This is a genomic window from Enterobacter sp. 940_PEND (assembly GCF_001059415.1).
GTDB lineage: Bacteria > Pseudomonadota > Gammaproteobacteria > Enterobacterales > Enterobacteriaceae > Enterobacter > Enterobacter cloacae_M.
The window spans coordinates 37,075-56,578 of sequence record NZ_JUMS01000125.1 but is presented as its reverse complement, the minus strand read 5'-3'; the positions used below and the strand labels follow the sequence as shown (position 1 = coordinate 56,578).

The following is a 19,504-nucleotide window of genomic DNA, read 5'->3' as shown; positions in this document are numbered from 1 at the left end:
CCTGATGCCCTCACCCCGGCCCTCTCCCACGGGGAGAGGGAGAAAACAAATTTTGAGAGATTTCTTCTTTCACAGGCCTGTGAAAGAAAAGAAAATCTGGCCTTTGCGCCTGAAAGTTGCGGAGAAAAAGCATGGCGGGGAATGACCGCGAGCCAATAGGACGTAAGGGAAAACCAACGCGTCCGGCGAAAGAAAAGGTAAGCCGTCGTCGCCTCAGAGATGAGGACTATGACGATGACTATGAAGACGATTATGAGGATGAAGAACCGATGCCGCGTAATGGAAAAGGCAAAGGGCGTAAGCCTCGGGGCAAACGCGGCTGGTTCTGGCTGCTGCTGAAGCTATTTATTGTTTTTGTCGTGCTGATGGCGATTTACGGCGTGTATCTGGATCAGAAGATCCGCAGCCGTATCGACGGTAAAGTCTGGCAGCTACCTGCGGCAGTGTATGGCCGTATGGTGAACCTTGAGCCAGATATGTCCATCACCAAGAACGAGATGGTCAAACTGCTGGAAGCCACCCAGTATCGTCAGGTGTCTAAAATGACCCGTCCTGGCGAATTTACCGTGCAGTCCAACAGCATTGAGATGATCCGTCGTCCGTTTGATTTCCCGGACAGCAAAGAGGGGCAGGTGCGCGCGCGTCTGACCTTTGACGGCGATCGTCTGGACACCATCGAGAACATGGATAACAACCGTCAGTTCGGTTTCTTCCGCCTCGATCCGCGTCTGATCACCATGCTTTCGTCAGCAAACGGCGAGCAGCGCCTGTTCGTGGCGCGTAACGGCTTCCCGGATCTGCTGGTTGATACCCTGCTGGCAACCGAAGACCGTCACTTCTACGAGCACGATGGCATTAGCCTCTACTCGATTGGTCGTGCGGTGCTGGCTAACCTGACTGCCGGTCGTACCGTGCAGGGAGCGAGTACGCTGACCCAGCAGCTGGTGAAAAACCTGTTCCTCTCCAGCGAACGCTCTTACTGGCGTAAAGCGAACGAAGCCTACATGGCCGTGCTGATGGATGCGCGCTACAGCAAGGATCGTATCCTTGAGCTGTACATGAACGAGGTGTACCTCGGTCAGAGCGGCGATAACGAAATCCGCGGCTTCCCTCTGGCGAGCCTGTACTACTTTGGCCGTCCGGTAGAAGAGCTGAGCCTGGACCAGCAGGCGCTGCTGGTGGGCATGGTGAAAGGGGCGTCCATTTATAACCCGTGGCGTAACCCGAAACTGGCGCTGGAGCGTCGTAACCTCGTTCTGCGTCTGCTGCAACAGCAGCAGGTGATTGACCAGGAGCTGTACGACATGCTGAGCGCGCGTCCGCTCGGCGTTCAGCCGCGCGGTGGCGTGATTTCGCCTCAGCCTGCGTTTATGCAGCTGGTGCGTCAGGAGCTGCAAAGCAAGCTCGGTGATAAGGTCAAAGATCTCTCCGGCGTGAAGATCTTCACCACCTTTGACTCCGTGGCGCAGGATGCGGCCGAAAAAGCGGCCGTTGAGGGCATTCCGGCGCTGAAGAAACAGCGTAAGCTGAGCGATCTGGAAACCGCGATGGTGGTGGTTGACCGTAACTCCGGTGAAGTTCGCGCCATGGTGGGCGGTGCCGAGCCGCAGTTTGCAGGCTACAACCGCGCCATGCAGGCGCGTCGCTCAATCGGCTCTCTGGCAAAACCGGCAACCTACCTCACAGCCCTGAGCCAGCCAAATCAGTATCGCCTGAATACCTGGATTGCGGATGCGCCGATCTCCCTGCGCCAGCCTAATGGCCAGGTCTGGTCACCGCAGAACGATGATAAACAGTTCAGCGGCCAGGTCATGCTGGTGGATGCGTTGACCCGTTCCATGAACGTGCCAACGGTGAACCTGGGCATGTCGCTGGGACTGCCGGCGATTGTCGATACCTGGCAAAAACTGGGCGTGTCGAAAGATCAGCTGCACCCGGTGCCGGCGATGATCCTCGGCGCGCTTAACCTGACGCCGATCGAAGTGGCGCAGGCGTTCCAGACCATTGCCAGCGGGGGCAACCGCGCGCCGCTGTCTGCCCTGCGCTCAGTGATTGCCGAAGATGGCTCCGTGCTGTATCAGAGCTTCCCACAGGCGGAGCGTGCCGTTCCTGCTCAGGCCGCCTATATGACGCTGTGGACGATGCAGCAGGTCGTGCAGCGCGGTACCGGCCGTCAGCTGGGCGCGAAGTATCCGGGTCTGCATCTGGCGGGTAAAACCGGGACCACCAACAACAACGTCGATACCTGGTTTGCCGGTATTGATGGCCGTGAAGTGGTGATCACCTGGGTAGGCCGCGACAACAACCAGCCGACCAAGCTGTACGGCGCGAGCGGGGCGATGTCGATTTACCAGCGCTATCTGGCGAATCAGTCTCCTGTGCCGCTGAATCTGGTCGCGCCGGAAGATATCGTTGATATGGGCGTGGACAGCTCCGGTAACTTCGTCTGCGGCGGTGGAATGCGTACGCTGCCTGTCTGGACCGCAAACCCGGACTCGCTGTGCCAGCAAAGCCAGCCAGAACAGCCAACGGGTAACCCGTTCGACCAGTCTTCTCAACCACAGCAGCCGCAGCAGCAACAGCCGCAGCAGCAGAATGAGAAGAAAGACAGCGACGGTGTCGCGGGCTGGATTAAAGACATGTTCGGCGGTAACTAACCTTTTAAAGCCCTCTTCCCGGGAAGGGGGCTTTTTTTACCCGTAGACCTCATTTCGTTAACCCTCGCTTTAACTCTGATTAACCCTTCGTTTTCTCTTGATGATTTCTTAAACCCTTAATTCTCATAGGGCCGCTTACTGCTTGCTATGCAACCAGCGTTTCGCATATTATTCTGGCGCTCATAATAATAATTCTCGTTTACGTTATCATTCACTTTCACATCAGAGATTCAACATGGCGCTTTCCAATACTGCTCAGCCAATGAATACGTCGCTGCGTAAGCTCGCGGTCGTCGTCGCCACAGCGGTTGCCGGCATGTCTGCTTATGCTCACGCGGCCGAAACCCCGAAAAAAGAAGAAACCATTACGGTAACCGCAGCACCTGCGGCACAGGAAAGTGCCTGGGGGCCTGCTGCGACCATCGCCGCACGGCAATCCGCGACCGGAACCAAAACGGATACCCCTATTCAAAAGGTTCCGCAGTCTATTTCTGTGGTCACGGCCGAAGAGATGGCGCTGCATCAGCCGCGCTCGGTGAAAGAAGCCCTGAGCTATACGCCGGGCGTTGCGGTAGGCACGCGCGGCGCGTCTAACACCTATGACTATTTGATCATTCGCGGCTTCGCGGCCGATGGTCAGACGCAGAATAACTACCTCGACGGCATGAAAATGCAGGGGAACTTCTATAACGACGCGGTGATTGATCCTTATATGCTGGAGCGCGCCGAGATCATGCGCGGTCCGGTTTCCGTTCTGTACGGCAAAAGCAGCCCGGGCGGCTTGCTGAACATGGTCAGTAAGCGCCCAACAACCGAGCCGCTGAAAGAGATCCAGTTCAAAGTCGGCACGGATAGCCTGTTCCAGACCGGGTTTGACTTTAGCGATGCGATCGACGACGACGGCGTTTACTCTTATCGCTTAACGGGCGTTGCGCGTTCTAATAATGCCCAGCAGGAGCGTGCGGAAGAGCAGCGTTACGCCATCGCGCCATCGTTCTCCTGGCGTCCGGATGATAAAACCACCTTCACGTTCCTCTCCTACTTCCAGAACGAGCCTGAAACGGGCTACTACGGCTGGCTGCCAAAAGAGGGAACGGTTGAGCCGCTGCCGAACGGCGGTCGTCTGCCGACGAACTTCAACGAAGGCGCGAAGAACAATACCTATTCCCGTAACCAGAAAATGGTGGGATACAGCTTCGACCACGAGTTCAACGATACCTTTACCGTGCGTCAGAACCTGCGCTTTGCCGAGAACAAAACCTCGCAAAACAGCGTATACGGTTATGGCGTCTGTACCGACCCGGCAAACAGCGGCAACAAACAGTGTGCCGCGCTAGCGCCATCGGACAAAGGCCATTATCTGGCGCGTAAATACGTTGTCGATAACGAAAAGCTGCAGAACTTTACCGTTGATACCCAGCTGCAGAGCAAATTCTCAACCGGCGAGGTGGACCACGTCCTGCTGACCGGCGTTGACTTTATGCGCATGCGAAATGACATCAACTCCTGGTTCGGTTACGACGACTCTGTTCCGCTGCTGGATCTCTACAATCCGGTGAACAGCGATTTTGATTTCAGCTCAAAAGATCCCGCGACCTCCGGTCCATATCAGATCCTCAACCGTCAGAAACAGACGGGGCTGTACGTTCAGGATCAGGCGCAGTGGGATAAAGTGCTGGTAACCCTGGGCGGCCGTTATGACTGGGCCGATCAGGAATCCTACAACCGCGTGACGAACACCACCTCCAAACGTGATGATACCCAGTTCACCTGGCGCGGTGGCGTTAACTATCTGTTTGATAACGGCGTAACTCCGTACTTTAGCTACAGCGAATCGTTTGAACCGGCTTCGCAGACCGATGCCCAGGGCAAGCTGTTCTCGCCGTCTAAAGGCAAACAGTACGAAGCGGGCGTGAAATACGTGCCGAACGATCGTCCGATCGTCGTCACCGGCGCGTTGTACCAGCTGACCAAAACCAACAACCTGATGGCGGACCCGGCGGGCTCCTTCTTCTCGGTTCAGGGCGGTGAAATCCGCGCGCGTGGCGTAGAACTGGAAGCGAAAGCGGCCCTGTCTGCGAGCGTCAACCTGGTGGGGTCTTATACCTACACCGATGCGGAATACACCACGGACACCACCTACAAAGGCAACACGCCTGCTCAGGTGCCAAAACACATGGCATCGTTGTGGGGCGATTACACCCTGTTTGACGGTGCGCTGTCTGGTCTGACGCTGGGTACCGGCGTGCGTTACACAGGCTCAAGCTATGGCGATCCGGCGAACTCCTTCAAGGTGGGCAGCTACACCGTTGTCGATGCGCTGGTCAGATACGATCTGGCACGCGTTGGCATGGCTGGCTCAAACGTGGCGCTGCACGTGAACAACCTGTTCGATCGTGAGTACGTTGCCAGCTGCTTCAATACCTACGGCTGCTTCTGGGGTGCTGAACGTCAGGTTGTTGCCACCGCGACCTTCCGCTTCTAATCTCTCTTCGGGCACGGTTCGCCGTGCCCTTTTTATTTAAGTTGGCTGATATGCAGGACATTCAAACGCAACCCGACACCACCTTTACGCTCAACCATCTCTCCTTTCGCGTACCCGGGCGCACGCTGCTGCATCCGCTCTCTCTGACGTTTCCGGCCGGTAAAGTGACGGGACTGATTGGTCACAACGGTTCCGGTAAATCCACGCTGCTCAAGATGCTGGGGCGCCATCAGCCGCCTTCAGAAGGCGATATTCTGCTGGATGACCAACCGCTGGAGAGCTGGAACAGTAAAGCCTTTGCCCGCAAAGTGGCCTATCTGCCGCAGCAGCTGCCGCAGGCGGAAGGGATGACGGTGCGTGAGCTGGTGGCTATTGGGCGTTATCCGTGGCACGGTGCGCTTGGGCGCTTCGGCGTCGCCGACAGAGAGAAGGTGGAAGAGGCGATTGCGCTTGTCGGGCTAAAACCGCTGGCACACCGTCTGGTGGATAGCCTGTCCGGCGGCGAACGTCAGCGCGCGTGGATTGCGATGCTGGTGGCGCAGGACAGCCGCTGTCTGCTGCTGGATGAACCGACCTCTGCGCTGGATATCGCCCATCAGGTCGACGTCCTGGCGCTGGTGCATCGCCTGAGCCAGCAGCGTGGCCTGACGGTCATTGCGGTCCTGCACGATATCAACATGGCCGCGCGCTATTGTGACTACCTCGTCGCGCTGCGCGGGGGCGAGATGATTGCCCAGGGGACACCGGCAGAGCTGATGCGCAGCGAAACGCTGGAACATATTTACGGTATTCCGATGGGTATTCTGCCTCACCCGGCCGGGGCTGCACCGGTGAGCTTTGTCTACTGATGCTGAATAACACACGCATTAGCCGCCGTCGCCTGCTGACGGCGATGGCGCTCTCGCCGCTGCTGTTAAAAATGAATACGGCGCGTGCCGCCGCCGTCGATCCGCACCGTATTGTGGCCCTGGAGTGGCTGCCGGTCGAACTGATGATGGCGCTCGGCGTCACGCCCTATGGCGTGGCGGACATTCCTAACTATAACCTCTGGGTGAACGAGCCAAAGCTGCCGGACTCGGTAATCGACGTCGGTCTGCGAACGGAGCCAAACCTTGAGTTGCTCACCCAGATGAAACCCTCGTTCCTGTTCTGGTCCGCGGGCTACGGCCCGTCAGAGGAGACCATGGCGCGCATTGCGCCAGGACGTGGATTTGCTTTCAGCGACGGTAAAAAACCGCTGGCCGTGGCGAAAAACTCGATTAACGAGATGGCGCATTTCCTCAACCGCGAAGCGGAGGCCAAAAAGCATCTCGACGAATTTGATGCCCTGATCGACTCCCTGAAGCCGCGCTTTGCTCACCGGGGCGATCGTCCGCTGCTGATGGTGACGCTGCTGGATGCCCGCCATATGCTGGTCTTCGGTAAAAACTGTCTGTTCCAGGAGGTGCTGGACAGCTTCGGCATTCGCAATGCCTGGGAAGGGGAGATGACCTTCTGGGGCAGTACCGCCGTGGGTATCGATCGTCTGGCGGCGTTTCGCGATGTGGACGTGCTCTGTTTCGACCACGGTAACGAACGCGACATGCAAACCCTGATGGCGACCCCGCTCTGGCAGGCGATGCCGTTTGTACGCGAGAAGCGCTTCCAGCGCGTCCCGGCGGTCTGGTTCTACGGTGCGACGCTGTCGGCCATGCATTTTGCCCGCGTGCTGGATAACGCCCTGGGAGGTAAAGCATGAGTACGCGTATCGCCCGCTTCCCGGCGCTGCTGTTATCCCTGCTTTTTCTGGTTGCGCTGGTATTAACCGGATTCAACCTCTCCGCGGCCTTACCACGCGCGCAGTGGGGGGCCGCTCTGGCCTCGCCGGATATCGACAATATTCAGCAGATGCTGTTCCACTACAGCCTGCTGCCGCGTCTGGCGATCTCCCTTTTGGTCGGGGCCGGCTTAGGGCTGGTGGGCGTGCTGTTCCAGCAGGTTTTACGTAACCCGCTGGCAGAGCCAACCACGCTCGGCGTCGCGACCGGCGCGCAGCTTGGGATCACCATCACCACGCTGTGGGCGCTGCCGGGAGCGTTAACCTCGCAGTTTGCGGCACTCGCGGGGGCGTGCGTGGTGGGCGCGCTGGTCTTTGGCGTGGCCTGGGGCAAGCGCCTTTCTCCTGTAACGCTTATTCTGGCCGGGCTGGTGGTGAGCCTGTACTGCGGGGCGATTAACCAGCTGCTGGTGCTGTTCCATCACGATCGGCTGCAAAGCATGTTCCTGTGGAGTACCGGCACGCTCACCCAGACCGACTGGAACGTTGTCCTGCACCTGTGGCCGCAGCTGGCTGGCGGCGTCGTGCTGACGCTGCTGCTCCTGCGCCCTCTGACGCTCATGGGGCTGGATGATGGCGTGGCGCGTAACCTGGGGCTGGCGCTGTCGCTGGCTCGTCTGGCGGCGCTGACGCTGGCGATTGTATTAAGCGCCCTGCTGGTAAACGCGGTCGGCATCATCGGGTTTATCGGCCTGTTTGCGCCGCTGCTGGCGAAAATGCTCGGGGCGCGTCGCCTGCTGGCGCGTCTGATGCTGGCGCCGCTGATTGGGGCCCTGATCCTCTGGCTTTCCGATCAGCTTGTTCTCTGGCTGGCGCAGGTCTGGAGGGAAGTGTCCACCGGCTCGGTGACCGCGCTTATCGGGGCGCCGCTGCTGCTGTGGCTGCTCCCGCGCCTGCGCAGCATGAGCGCACCGGCGATGGACGCCGGCGATAAAGTTTACGCTGAACGTCGGTCGGTGCTGTGGTTTAGCCTTGCCGGTCTGGCGGTGCTGATTATCGCTTCGTTTGCGGCGCTCTCATTCGGACGCGATGCCTCGGGCTGGCACTGGGCAACGGGTGATTTACTCAATGAACTGGTGCAGTGGCGCTGGCCGCGTATCTTCGCTGCGCTGATCGCAGGGGTGATGCTGGCGGTGGCGGGGTGCATTATTCAGCGTCTGACCGGCAACCCGATGGCAAGCCCGGAAGTGCTCGGGATCAGCTCTGGCGCCGCCTTTGGCGTGGTGCTGATGCTGTTCTTTGTGCCGGGGAATGCGTTTGGCTGGCTGATGCCTGCCGGCAGTATCGGCGCGGCAGTCACGCTGATGATTATCCTTATTGCCGCCGGTCGCGGCGGATTTTCACCGCACCGCATGCTGCTGGCCGGGATGGCGCTCAGCACCGCGTTTACCATGCTGCTGATGATGCTGCAGGCCAGCGGCGATCCGCGTATGGCGAAGATCCTGACCTGGATTTCCGGCTCAACCTACAACGCCACCGGCAGCCAGGTGGTCTGGTCCGGGATCTCGATGCTCGTGCTGCTGGCGATGGTGCCGCTGTGCCGCCGCTGGATGACCATTCTGCCGCTCGGCGGCGAAACCGCGCGCGCGGTGGGAATGGCGCTGACGCCAGCGCGCGTGGCCCTGCTGCTGCTGGCGGCGTGCCTGACGGCTGTGGCAACCCTGACGATTGGACCGCTGAGTTTTGTCGGATTAATGGCGCCGCACATTGCCAGAATGATGGGGTTCCGCCGGACGATGCCGCATATTGTGATGTCGGCACTGACGGGCGGGATGATGCTGGTGTTTGCGGACTGGTGCGGAAGAATGGTGCTGTTCCCGTATCAGATCCCGGCGGGTCTGCTGTCGACCTTTATCGGTGCGCCGTACTTTATTTATCTGTTGAGAAAGCAAAGCCGGTAATAAAAGTAAACGGCAATCCTTAGATTGCCGTTTTTGTGTTTGCTCCCTCTCCCCGTGGGAGAGGGGTGGGGTGAGGGCATCAAGCCGCACATCTTACAGCTTCGCAAACACCTTGCGCGCCGCGTCGATGGTGTTATTGATATCTTCTTCGCTGTGCGCCACGGACATAAAGCCCGCTTCGAACGCGGACGGCGCCAGGTACACGCCTTCTTCCAGCATCAGGTGGAAGAAGCGCTTGAAGCGTTCAACGTCGCACTTCACCACGTCCTGATAGCAGGTCACGGTTTTCGCATCGGTGAAGAAAATCCCGAACATGCCGCCCACGTGGTTGACCACCAGAGGGATACCGGCCTCTTCTGCGGCTTCCAGCAGACCGTTTGCCAGCTGCGTGGTCAGGTCGGTCAGGGTTTCGTGAATACCCGGCTGTGCCACCTCGGTCAGGCAGGCAAAGCCCGCCGCCATGGCGATGGGGTTACCGGAGAGCGTGCCCGCCTGGTAAACCGGACCGGTTGGCGCCAGGGCTTCCATCACGTCCTTACGACCACCGAATGCGCCGACCGGCATGCCGCCGCCGATGATTTTGCCGAGGCAGGTCAGGTCCGGCACGACGTCGTAGTAAGACTGGGCACCCGCCAGCGCCACGCGGAAGCCGGTCATGACTTCATCGATGATCAGCAACGCGCCGAACTCGTCGCACAGGGCACGCAGTCCCGGCAGGAAGTCAGGCTGCGGTGGGATGCAGTTCATGTTGCCGGCAACCGGCTCAACGATGATGCAGGCGATCTCCTGCGGATACTGCTCAAACGCCGCGCGAACGGTAGCAAGATCGTTGTAGGTGCAGGTCAGGGTGTGCTTCGCGAAATCTGCCGGTACGCCAGGCGAGTTCGGCTGGCCGAGCGTCAGCGCGCCGGAACCGGCTTTCACCAGCAGGCAGTCCGCATGACCGTGGTAGCAGCCTTCAAACTTGATGATTTTATCGCGACCGGTAAAACCGCGCGCCAGGCGGATAGCGCTCATGGTGGCTTCGGTACCGGAGTTCACCATACGCACCATGTCCATGGTAGGCACCAGCTCGGTCACCAGCTCCGCCATTTTCACTTCCATTTCGGTTGGCGCACCGAAGCTCAGGCCGCGCTGGGCGGCTTCAATCACCGCGTTACGAATGGCAGGGTGGTTGTGACCCAGCACCATCGGTCCCCAGGAACCTACATAATCGATATAGGCTTTGCCATCGACATCATACAGATACGCGCCGTCAGCACGTTCGATAAACAGCGGCGTACCGCCCACGCCGGTGAAGGCGCGCACAGGTGAGTTCACGCCACCCGGAATAAGCTCGCGGGCTGCACTGTAGAGGTTTTCAGACTTGCTCATGGCGTCGTTCCTGGTTCGAATAAAATGGTTAAGCCCACTATTCTATGTGATTCGAGGAAGGTTATGAAATTTTTAGCCGGGCAATGCTTTAAGATTTGTTAAGTAATTTTCAGGAGACGGTGGGACCGTCTCTGGTAAAATCCTTGCGGCTTTTTGTGTGACAAATAAGAACAGGACATGAAATCAGATTCTCCGTCTTTTGAAGAACAACAGTTTACGCGCGCCCAGCACCGAATCAGCATTCGGCGGCTGCTCAATCGCGATAAAACGCCGCTGGCGATCCTGCTGGCCGCTGCCGTGGTGGGTACTCTCGCGGGCCTGGTTGGCGTAGCGTTTGAAAAAGCGGTTAATGCCGTACTCAACTGGCGAGTGGGCACCGTGGCCGGTTTCGCCGACAGCGAATGGCTGGTCTGGGTGTGGGCATTCGGGCTGTCCGCGCTGTTTGCCATGGTGGGGTATTTTCTGGTGCGTAAATTCGCGCCGGAGGCGGGGGGATCGGGCATCCCGGAAATTGAGGGCGCGCTCGAGGAGCTGCGTCCGGTGCGCTGGTGGCGGGTGATTCCGGTTAAGTTCATCGGCGGCATGGGGACTCTGGGCGCGGGAATGGTGCTTGGACGGGAAGGACCCACGGTACAGCTGGGGGGGAACGTCGGCCGCATGGTGGGCGATCTGTTTCGGATGCGAAGCGCCGAAGCGCGCCATACGCTGCTGGCAACCGGCGCGGCGGCTGGGCTTTCCGCCGCGTTTAACGCGCCGCTGGCGGGCATTTTGTTTATTATTGAAGAGATGCGCGCGCAGTTCCGCTACAACCTGATCTCGATTAAAGCGGTGTTTACCGGCGTCATTATGTCGAGCATCGTGTTTCGCATCTTTAATGGCGAGGGCGCGGTCATTGAGGTGGGTAAACTCACCAACGCGCCGGTCAATACCCTGTGGCTTTACCTGATCCTCGGCATGATTTTTGGCGTGGTGGGGCCGCTGTTTAACACCTTTATCCTGCGCACTCAGGATATGTTCCAGCGCATTCACGGCGGGAACACCACGAAATGGGTGCTGATGGGTGGTCTGCTGGGCGGCATGTGTGGCGTACTCGGGTTTATCGAGCCGAATGCCGCAGGCGGCGGGTTCGGGCTGATTCCCATTGCGGCGGCGGGGAATTTCAGCGTGGGTCTGCTGCTGTTTATGTTTATCTCCCGGGTTATCACGACGGTACTGTGCTTCTCTTCCGGCGCGCCCGGGGGGATTTTTGCCCCGATGCTGGCGCTGGGTACGCTGCTCGGGACCGCATTTGGTATGGCGGCTGAAGTGGGCTTTCCCGCCTATCACCTTGAAGCCGGGACCTTTGCGGTGGCCGGAATGGGGGCGCTGCTGGCCGCGTCCCTGCGTGCGCCCTTGACCGGGATCGTGCTGGTGCTGGAGATGACGGACAATTACCAGCTCATTTTGCCAATGATCATTACCTGCCTCGGCGCGACACTATTAGCCCAGTTCCTGGGTGGAAAACCGTTATACTCCACCATCCTCGCACGTACCCTGGCGAAACAAGAGGCTGAACGGGCAGCCACGCAGAATACTTGAATGAATTACCAGGGTATTAGATAATGAGACAAAGAATTGGGTGAATTTTACCCAATAGCAGTATTCATGGGAGCATAAGATGAGTGATGACGTAGTAGCTGTACCGCTCGAATTTACCGAAGCAGCAGCCAACAAAGTGAAAGTCCTGATTGCCGACGAAGACAATCCGGATCTGAAACTGCGTGTCTATATTACCGGTGGCGGCTGCAGCGGCTTCCAGTATGGTTTTACCTTTGACGATCAGGTTAACGATGGCGATATGACTATCGAGAAACAGGGCGTCGCGCTGGTGGTTGACCCGATGAGCCTGCAATATCTGGTGGGTGGTTCGGTGGATTACACCGAGGGTCTGGAAGGTTCGCGCTTTGTGGTCACTAACCCGAATGCGACAAGCACCTGCGGGTGTGGATCTTCGTTCAGCATCTAAGAGAGTGCGGGCTGATGCCGTTACTCCGTCCCTTTCTCACAGGGATAGGGCGTAAATACTCAAAACGGTAACCTTGCGGTTACCGTTTTGCTTTTACCTGCCATTATCATCCAGCGCAAACGTCGGCAGCTTCAGGTGCCAGCGTATCGCCGCTAAGCGTATCACCAGCGTCACGACCATCCCCAGCATCGCGGCATTTTCCAGCGGGAGGGCAAAGGTGTAGTACGCGGTAGCGTGAACAATCCCGCCCACAATGCAGGCCGTTGCGTAAATTTCAGTACGCAGGATCATCGGCACTTCACGCGCCAGAATGTCGCGAATGATCCCTCCGCCCACGCCGGTTAATACGCCCATGCAGATTGCCACCATCGGACCGGTACCGGCATTAAACGCCTTATTGACGCCAATACCGACAAACACGGCCAGACCCACGGCATCCAGTACCGGCAATATCCACTTGGGTAAGCGGCGGGGCTGGCGAACCAGCACAATGGTTAACAGGCAGGTGACCATCGCGACCACCAGATCGGTAGGATCTTTCACCCAAAAAACCGGGCCATTCGCCAGCGCCATATCGCGGATAGTCCCGCCGCCGACGGCGGTCACGACGCCCAGCACCAGCACGCCAAACGGATCCATGCGTAGTTTTCCGGCGAGCAGAACGCCGGAGATAGCAAAAACGGCTGTGCCAAGAATATCCAGCCAATAAACGAGCATCGTTAAATCCTCGAAAAGGGTCTTATGTTAGTGACTCTCTGCCAGCGCGGCACAGAGCTGTTTTGCGGCGAGGATAATACGCGGGCTGGCGCGTTCAAACCAGTCGCTGTTGAGCGGGATCACCGGAATTTTTAGCTGCCTTTGCCAGAATTGTTCAATTTTAGGAATCTCGCTCGCATTTCCGACCACGACGATGGCCTGCGGCTGGCGCGCCAGGACCTGTTCGCGGCTCACCTGCGGCCAGGGTACCCGGCTGGCAGCAAAGATGTTTTCACCGCCGCAGACTTCCAGCACCTGGTTCTGAATCGACCCTTTTCCGGTGGTGAAAAGCGGCTGGCTGCCAAACTGCAGGAAGATGCGCTTTTTAACAGGGGTATCGTATCGGGATTTCAGCGCGGCGTAGGCGCTCAGCATCTGTTTCGCCGCAGCCTCGGCTTTTTTAGGCGTAGGGCTATAGGGTGCCAGGGCGCGTAGCGCCTGAGCGACCTGCTCAATGCTGACGGCATCAATCCACATGACCTTTATGCCAAGCGAGGTGAGCTGGTTGACCTGCCGCTCGGCGTTGCCGCCGCGCCAGGCCAGCACGAGATCCGGTTTAAGCGCCACGATGCGCTCAAGGTTCATCCCCTGCCAGGTTGCCACCTGTTCAATACCCGCGGCCTGCGGTGGGTAATCCGAATAGCTACTCACGCCAACGGGCGTGATCCCGGCGGCAAACGCCAGTTCAGTATTTGCGGGAGAGAGAGTAATCACGCGCGGTAACGCATAGAGCCACAGCGGTGCGAGAAGAAGCAGGGCGGCCAGCGCCCTGACGGTATGTTTAGCCACGTGCCAGATTCTGCACCAGGCGCTCCACCATCACGGTGGACTGTTTTGCCGCAACGGTCAGGAACTCGTCGAAGCTGATGTGGGACTGCTGGTCTGCCACGTCAGAGATGGCGCGAACCACCACGAAGGGTACGCTGAAGTTATGGCAGACATGAGCGATCGCGGTCGCTTCCATCTCAACGGCAACCGCCTGAGGGAAGTTATGACGAATTTTCGCCAGCCCAACGGAGCCGTTGATGAAGGCATCACCGCTGACAATCAGACCGCGTACCGCGTTGAGGTTGAGTTCTGCGATGCAGGTCTCTGCCGCCGCAATCAGCTTGTCGTCAGCTTTAAAACCAGCAGGGCAGCCCGGGAGCTGTCCGTACTCGTAACCGAACGCGGTGACGTCGGCATCGTGGTAACGCGCTTCGTCGGAGACAACGATATCGCCCACTTTCAGCGTCGGCGCCAGGCCGCCCGCAGAGCCGGTATTCACGATCACGTCCGGCTTGCAGCGCTCAAGCAGCAGGGTTGCACCCAGCGCAGCAGCCACTTTACCGATGCCTGATTTCAGCAGAGCCACGTCAACACCGTTCAGCTGGCCGGTGTAGATCTCACAACCTCCCAGAGAGAGGGTCTGACGGTTCTCAATTTTGTCACGCAGCAGCGTAACTTCTTCTTCCATTGCACCAATAATGCCGATTTTCATAGATTTACTCGCGATGTGCCTTGTTAAGATGCATAGTCTATCATGCGGTTAAGGGGAAACGCATTCTCACGCGGGGGAGCACATGTCACCAATCGATTTTCGTACCAAAATTAACTGGCACCGACGTTTCCGTTCGCCGCAGGGCGACAAGAGCGAACATGAGATCCTGCGTATCTTCGAGAGCGATCGCGGGCGGATCGTTAACTCGCCTGCCATCCGCCGTCTGCAGCAAAAAACTCAGGTGTTCCCGCTGGAGCGTAACGCTGCGGTACGCACGCGCTTAACCCACTCGATGGAAGTGCAGCAGGTCGGGCGCTACATTGCCAAAGAGATTTTGAGCCGTCTCAAAGAGCAGCGTTTACTGGAAGCCTATGGTCTGGACGAGCTGACGGGGCCCTTCGAGAGCATCGTTGAGATGGCCTGCCTGATGCATGACATCGGCAACCCGCCTTTCGGCCACTTTGGTGAGGCGGCGATCAATGACTGGTTTAAGCAGCGGCTTTATCCTTCGGATGCGGTAAGCCAGCCCCTCAGCGATGACCGCTGCATCGTACGCGATTTACGCCTGCGTGAAGGTGAAGAGCGGCTGAACGACCTGCGCCGCAAAGTGCGCCAGGATTTGTGTCACTTCGAGGGCAACGCGCAGGGGATCCGGCTGGTCCATTCCCTGATGCGCATGAACCTGACCTGGGCACAGGTTGGCTGCATTCTGAAATACACGCGACCCGCGTGGTGGATGGGGGATACGCCCCCGTCCCACAGCTATTTAATGAAAAAACCGGGCTATTACCTTTCCGAAGAGGCCTATATTGAACGGTTACGTAAAGAACTTTCATTGACGCCAAACGGCCGCTTTCCATTGACCTGGATTATGGAAGCCGCGGATGATATTTCCTATTGCGTGGCCGATCTGGAAGATGCCGTGGAGAAAAGAATCTTCAGCGTCGAGGAGCTTTATCAGCATCTTTATGCGGCCTGGGGCACCCATGAAAAAGGTTCGCTGTTTGCGCAGGTTGTCGAAAATGCCTGGGAAAAATCGCGCTCAAATACATTAAGCCGCAGTACGGAAGACCAGTTCTTTATGTATTTGCGGGTCAATACATTAAATAAACTGGTGCCGTATGCGGCGTCGCGTTTTATTGATAATTTGCCGCTCATTTTCAGCGGGGAATTCAACCACGCGCTGCTGGAAGATGACAGCAGTTTCAGTCAACTCCTTGAGCTTTATAAACATGTGGCGATGCGACATGTATTCAGCCATCCGGATGTCGAGCAGCTGGAGCTGCAGGGCTATCGGGTAATCAGTGGGTTACTGGAAATTTATTCCCCGTTGCTTCAGCTGTCGGTCGATGAATTCAGCGAACTGGTGGAACACGAGCGCGTGCGCAGAATACCCATCGAATCGCGGCTTTATCAGAAACTTTCTACCCGGCATCGTCTGGCGTATGTCGAAGCAATTGGCAAGCTGGAACGCAACTCTCCCGAATGGCCGGTGATGGAATATTATTATCGCTGCCGTCTTATCCAGGACTATATCAGCGGCATGACGGATTTGTATGCCTGGGATGAATACCGCAAGCTGATGGCGGTGGAATAATTCCGGAGTTTTGTAAAGACGGCCAATAAATTTTTACCTTTTCCATAAACTTATCGCCGGAACTAAGCGGTATAAAACGAATCTGAGTTACACAGCAATTTTGCGTTACCTGTAAATCGAGATTGAGAAACATGAAAAAAACCACATTAGCAATGAGTGCACTGGCTCTGAGTTTAGGTTTAGCGCTGTCTCCTCTGACTGCTACTGCAGCCGAGACCGCGTCGTCGGCAGCAACCGCGCAGCAGATGCCAAGCCTGGCACCGATGCTCGAAAAAGTGATGCCATCGGTGGTGAGTATTAACGTTGAGGGCAGCACGACCGTCAATACGCCGCGTATGCCGCGTAACTTCCAGCAGTTCTTCGGCGACAACTCGCCGTTCTGCCAGGACGGTTCGCCATTCCAGAGCTCTCCTTTCTGTCAGGGCGGCGGTGCCGGGGATGACAGCCAGGGCGGCGGCCAGCAGCAGAAATTCATGGCGCTTGGCTCGGGGGTAATTATTGATGCGGCGAAAGGCTACGTCGTCACTAACAACCACGTTGTCGATAACGCGAACAGCATTAAGGTTCAGCTGAGCGATGGCCGCAAGTTTGACGCCAAAGTGGTGGGTAAAGACCCGCGCTCCGACATTGCGCTGATCCAGATTCAGGATCCGAAAAACCTGACGGCGATTAAAATCGCTGACTCTGACGCGCTGCGCGTGGGCGACTATACCGTGGCGATCGGTAACCCGTTCGGCCTGGGTGAAACCGTGACATCCGGTATCGTCTCTGCGCTGGGTCGTAGCGGCCTCAACGCGGAAAACTACGAAAACTTCATCCAGACGGATGCGGCGATCAACCGCGGTAACTCCGGCGGTGCGCTGGTGAACCTGAACGGTGAGCTGATCGGTATCAACACCGCTATCCTGGCTCCGGACGGCGGCAACATCGGTATCGGTTTTGCTATCCCAAGTAACATGGTGAAAAACCTGACCTCGCAGATGGTGCAGTATGGCCAGGTGAAACGCGGCGAGCTGGGTATCCTCGGTACGGAGCTGAACTCCGAACTGGCTAAGGCGATGAAAGTTGACGCTCAGCGCGGGGCATTCGTCAGCCAGGTGATGCCGAATTCCTCCGCGGCGAAAGCGGGCATTAAAGCGGGGGATGTGATCACCTCCCTGAACGGTAAGCCGATCAGCAGCTTTGCTGCCCTGCGTGCCGAAGTGGGCTCGATGCCGATTGGCAGTAAAGTGACCCTCGGCCTGCTGCGCGACGGTAAGCCGGTTAACGTGAGCCTGGAGCTGCAGCAGAGCAGCCAGAATCAGGTGGATTCCAGCACCATCTTCAGCGGGATTGAAGGTGCCGAGATGAGCAACAAAGGCGCAGACAAAGGCGTGGTGGTGAACAACGTGAAAGCGAATTCACCGGCAGCCCGTATCGGCCTGAAAAAAGGCGATGTGATCATGGGCGCTAACCAGCAGCCGGTGAAAAACATCGCTGAACTGCGCAAAATTCTTGAGAGCAAGCCTTCCGTACTGGCGCTGAATATTCAGCGTGGTGATACCTCTCTTTATCTGCTGATGCAGTAATTCTCTTAAGCCCCTGTTCGCAGGGGCTTTCTCGTTTCTGTGATTCTTGCCACAACTCCATACTTCTCCCTCTCTCTTTGTGCATTCGCACAATGCAGCCGTCGCTGAACTTCCCTATGCTTGAGCTCTGCTCACGGGAGGATTACATGGCTGGCTGGCATCTTGATACAAAAATGGCGCAGGATATCGTGGCGCGCACCATGCGCATCATTGATACCAATATCAACGTAATGGATGCCCGCGGGCGCATTATTGGCAGCGGCGATCGCGAGCGTATTGGGGAATTGCACGAAGGCGCGCTGCTGGTGCTTTCTCAGGGGCGGGTCGTGGATATCGACGATGCGGTAGCGAAACACCTGCACGGCGTACGTCAGGGCATCAATTTACCGCTGCGTCTTGAAGGCGAAATTGTGGGGGTAATCGGCCTCACCGGCGAGCCCGAGTCACTGCGAAAATACGGTGAGCTAGTCTGTATGACGGCAGAGATGATGCTGGAGCAGTCGCGCCTGATGCACCTGCTTGCCCAGGACAGCCGCCTGCGTGAAGAGCTGGTGATGAACCTTATTCAGGCGGAAGAGCATACGCCTGCGCTCAGCGAATGGGCGCAGCGTCTGGGGATCGATCTCAACCAGCCGCGCGTGGTAGCGGTCATTGAGGTCGATAGCGGCCAGCTTGGCGTGGACAGCGCGATGGCCGAGCTGCAGCAGCTGCAAAATGCGCTGGCGACGCCGGAGCGCGACAACCTTGTAGCGATCGTTTCTCTGACGGAAATGGTGGTGCTCAAGCCCGCGCTCAATGCGTTCGGCCGCTGGGATGCCGACGATCATCGTCGTCGCGTGGAGCAGCTGATCTCCCGGATGGAGGAGAATGGCCAGCTGCGTTTTCGCGTTGCGCTGGGCAACTACTTTACCGGGCCGGGCAGTATCGCCCGCTCCTGGCGTACCGCGCGCACCACCATGATGGTGGGCAAGCAGCGGATGCCGGAGAGCCGCAGCTATTTCTATCAGGATCTGATGCTGCCGGTGCTGCTCGACAGCCTGCGCGGGGGCTGGCAGGCCAATGAGCTGGCGCGGCCATTGGCGCGTCTGAAAGCCATGGACAACAACGGCCTGCTGCGCCGGACGCTGCAGGCGTGGTTCCGCCATAACGTGCAGCCGCTGGCGACCTCGAAGGCGCTGTTTATTCACCGCAATACGCTTGAGTATCGGTTAAACCGGATTTCAGAGCTGACGGGGCTGGATCTGGGAAACTTTGACGACAGGCTGCTGCTGTATGTGGCGCTTCAGCTGGACGAGCAGAGATAATGTTGTATGCGGTTTTCACCCTCTCCCAGTGGGAGAGGGCCGGGGTGAGGGCATCAGACCGCACCTGACTTATTTATTGCGCGTTAATTTCTCAAGATCCGCTTCAATCTCGCTGATCTTATTTGTTACAACGCTTTCAAGGTGACGCAGATCGTCAAGGATCTTACGCTTGAGATCGACTTCGGTGCGGTCGCGCTGGCAGATCTGATCGAGTTCATCGATCACATAGCGCAGGTTAGGGCTGATTTCCTGTACTTCTTTGTAGCCCTGTCCTACACCGTCAGCCACAACGGTCTTACGCTGGCGTGGATATTTAAACTTCACGCTTTTGGCGAAAAACTCTCCTTTGTCCTTGTGAAAATAGATTTTCAGAATATCGTTATTGGCTTCCTGACGGAGGCTGTAACGATCAATTTCATCAGGATTGGTAATGCCCAGACTTTTCAGATTATCGTACATAGCGGTACCCTTGATCTCAACATAACCTTTGAATAATTAACGAAAAAATCTATTTTCGCCACCCTCAGATATAAAAAAAGCGGGGTTGCCCCCGCTTTTTGT

At 57.6% G+C, this 19,504-nt stretch carries 15 protein-coding genes; 10 read left to right on the top strand and 5 right to left on the bottom strand.

What is annotated here, in order from left to right; translation table 11 throughout:
- The first annotated feature begins 131 nt into the window (after positions 1-131).
- The 5 genes from mrcB to fhuB all read left to right on the top strand — a co-directional run bounded on the left by mrcB (position 132) and on the right by fhuB (position 8,859).
- On the top strand, positions 132-2,657 hold the full coding sequence (gene mrcB, locus ADJ24_RS18695) for a bifunctional glycosyl transferase/transpeptidase (RefSeq protein WP_023310439.1): 2,526 nt from the start codon (positions 132-134) through the stop codon (positions 2,655-2,657).
- A gap of 235 nt (positions 2,658-2,892) precedes the next feature.
- A complete protein-coding gene (fhuA, locus tag ADJ24_RS18690; protein ID WP_023310440.1) occupies positions 2,893-5,142 on the top strand; it encodes a ferrichrome porin FhuA in 2,250 nt (749 codons plus the stop codon).
- A gap of 50 nt (positions 5,143-5,192) precedes the next feature.
- Positions 5,193-5,990, top strand: coding sequence for a Fe3+-hydroxamate ABC transporter ATP-binding protein FhuC (gene fhuC, locus ADJ24_RS18685; protein WP_023310441.1), 798 nt, complete (start codon positions 5,193-5,195; stop codon positions 5,988-5,990).
- The gene (fhuD, locus tag ADJ24_RS18680; protein WP_023310442.1) at positions 5,990-6,880 is read left to right on the top strand and encodes a Fe(3+)-hydroxamate ABC transporter substrate-binding protein FhuD; all 891 of its coding nucleotides are present in this window, start codon (positions 5,990-5,992) and stop codon (positions 6,878-6,880) included. Before fhuC ends, fhuD begins: the two co-directional genes overlap by 1 nt.
- On the top strand, positions 6,877-8,859 hold the full coding sequence (gene fhuB / locus ADJ24_RS18675; protein WP_023310443.1) for a Fe(3+)-hydroxamate ABC transporter permease FhuB: 1,983 nt from the start codon (positions 6,877-6,879) through the stop codon (positions 8,857-8,859). The genes fhuD and fhuB overlap by 4 nt, the downstream gene beginning before the upstream one ends.
- Before the next feature lie 93 nt (positions 8,860-8,952).
- On the opposite strand, the gene hemL is transcribed toward fhuB, so the two are convergent.
- Positions 8,953-10,233 (bottom strand): glutamate-1-semialdehyde 2,1-aminomutase, encoded by a 1,281-nt coding sequence (gene hemL / locus ADJ24_RS18670; RefSeq protein WP_023310444.1) that lies wholly within the window; start codon positions 10,231-10,233, stop codon positions 8,953-8,955.
- A 177-nt stretch (positions 10,234-10,410) separates the two neighbouring features.
- Between hemL and clcA the strand changes: the two genes are divergently transcribed.
- On the top strand, positions 10,411-11,811 hold the full coding sequence (clcA, locus tag ADJ24_RS18665; RefSeq protein WP_023310445.1) for a H(+)/Cl(-) exchange transporter ClcA: 1,401 nt from the start codon (positions 10,411-10,413) through the stop codon (positions 11,809-11,811).
- 79 nt (positions 11,812-11,890) lie between these two features.
- Entirely contained in the window at positions 11,891-12,238 is a 348-nt protein-coding gene (gene erpA, locus ADJ24_RS18660) for an iron-sulfur cluster insertion protein ErpA (RefSeq protein ID WP_023310446.1), read from the top strand.
- Between the two features lie 93 nt (positions 12,239-12,331).
- Here erpA and ADJ24_RS18655 read toward each other — a convergent pair whose 3' ends face one another.
- Genes ADJ24_RS18655 through mtnN form a run of 3 tightly spaced genes read right to left on the bottom strand, consistent with a single transcriptional unit; the run spans position 12,332 to position 14,474 of the window.
- Entirely contained in the window at positions 12,332-12,955 is a 624-nt protein-coding gene (locus ADJ24_RS18655; RefSeq protein WP_023310447.1) for a TRIC cation channel family protein, read from the bottom strand.
- A gap of 27 nt (positions 12,956-12,982) precedes the next feature.
- Positions 12,983-13,783, bottom strand: a complete 801-nt coding sequence (gene btuF, locus ADJ24_RS18650; RefSeq protein WP_023310448.1) for a vitamin B12 ABC transporter substrate-binding protein BtuF — start codon at positions 13,781-13,783, stop codon at positions 12,983-12,985.
- Positions 13,776-14,474: a 5'-methylthioadenosine/S-adenosylhomocysteine nucleosidase gene (gene mtnN / locus ADJ24_RS18645; RefSeq protein WP_014882620.1), complete on the bottom strand. Its 699-nt coding sequence runs from the start codon at positions 14,472-14,474 to the stop codon at positions 13,776-13,778. Before mtnN ends, btuF begins: the two co-directional genes overlap by 8 nt.
- Before the next feature lie 82 nt (positions 14,475-14,556).
- Between mtnN and dgt the strand changes: the two genes are divergently transcribed.
- The 3 genes from dgt to cdaR all read left to right on the top strand — a co-directional run bounded on the left by dgt (position 14,557) and on the right by cdaR (position 18,943).
- Complete coding sequence (gene dgt / locus ADJ24_RS18640) at positions 14,557-16,071, top strand: dGTPase (protein ID WP_023310450.1); 1,515 nt, start codon at positions 14,557-14,559, stop codon at positions 16,069-16,071.
- 131 nt (positions 16,072-16,202) lie between these two features.
- The gene (gene degP, locus ADJ24_RS18635; RefSeq protein WP_023310451.1) at positions 16,203-17,639 is read left to right on the top strand and encodes a serine endoprotease DegP; all 1,437 of its coding nucleotides are present in this window, start codon (positions 16,203-16,205) and stop codon (positions 17,637-17,639) included.
- Between the two features lie 146 nt (positions 17,640-17,785).
- Positions 17,786-18,943, top strand: a complete 1,158-nt coding sequence (gene cdaR, locus ADJ24_RS18630; protein WP_023310452.1) for a DNA-binding transcriptional regulator CdaR — start codon at positions 17,786-17,788, stop codon at positions 18,941-18,943.
- Positions 18,944-19,012: 69 nt separating this feature from the next.
- On the opposite strand, the gene ADJ24_RS18625 is transcribed toward cdaR, so the two are convergent.
- A complete protein-coding gene (locus ADJ24_RS18625; RefSeq protein ID WP_008501916.1) occupies positions 19,013-19,402 on the bottom strand; it encodes a DUF3461 family protein in 390 nt (129 codons plus the stop codon).
- Positions 19,403-19,504 lie beyond the last annotated feature (102 nt).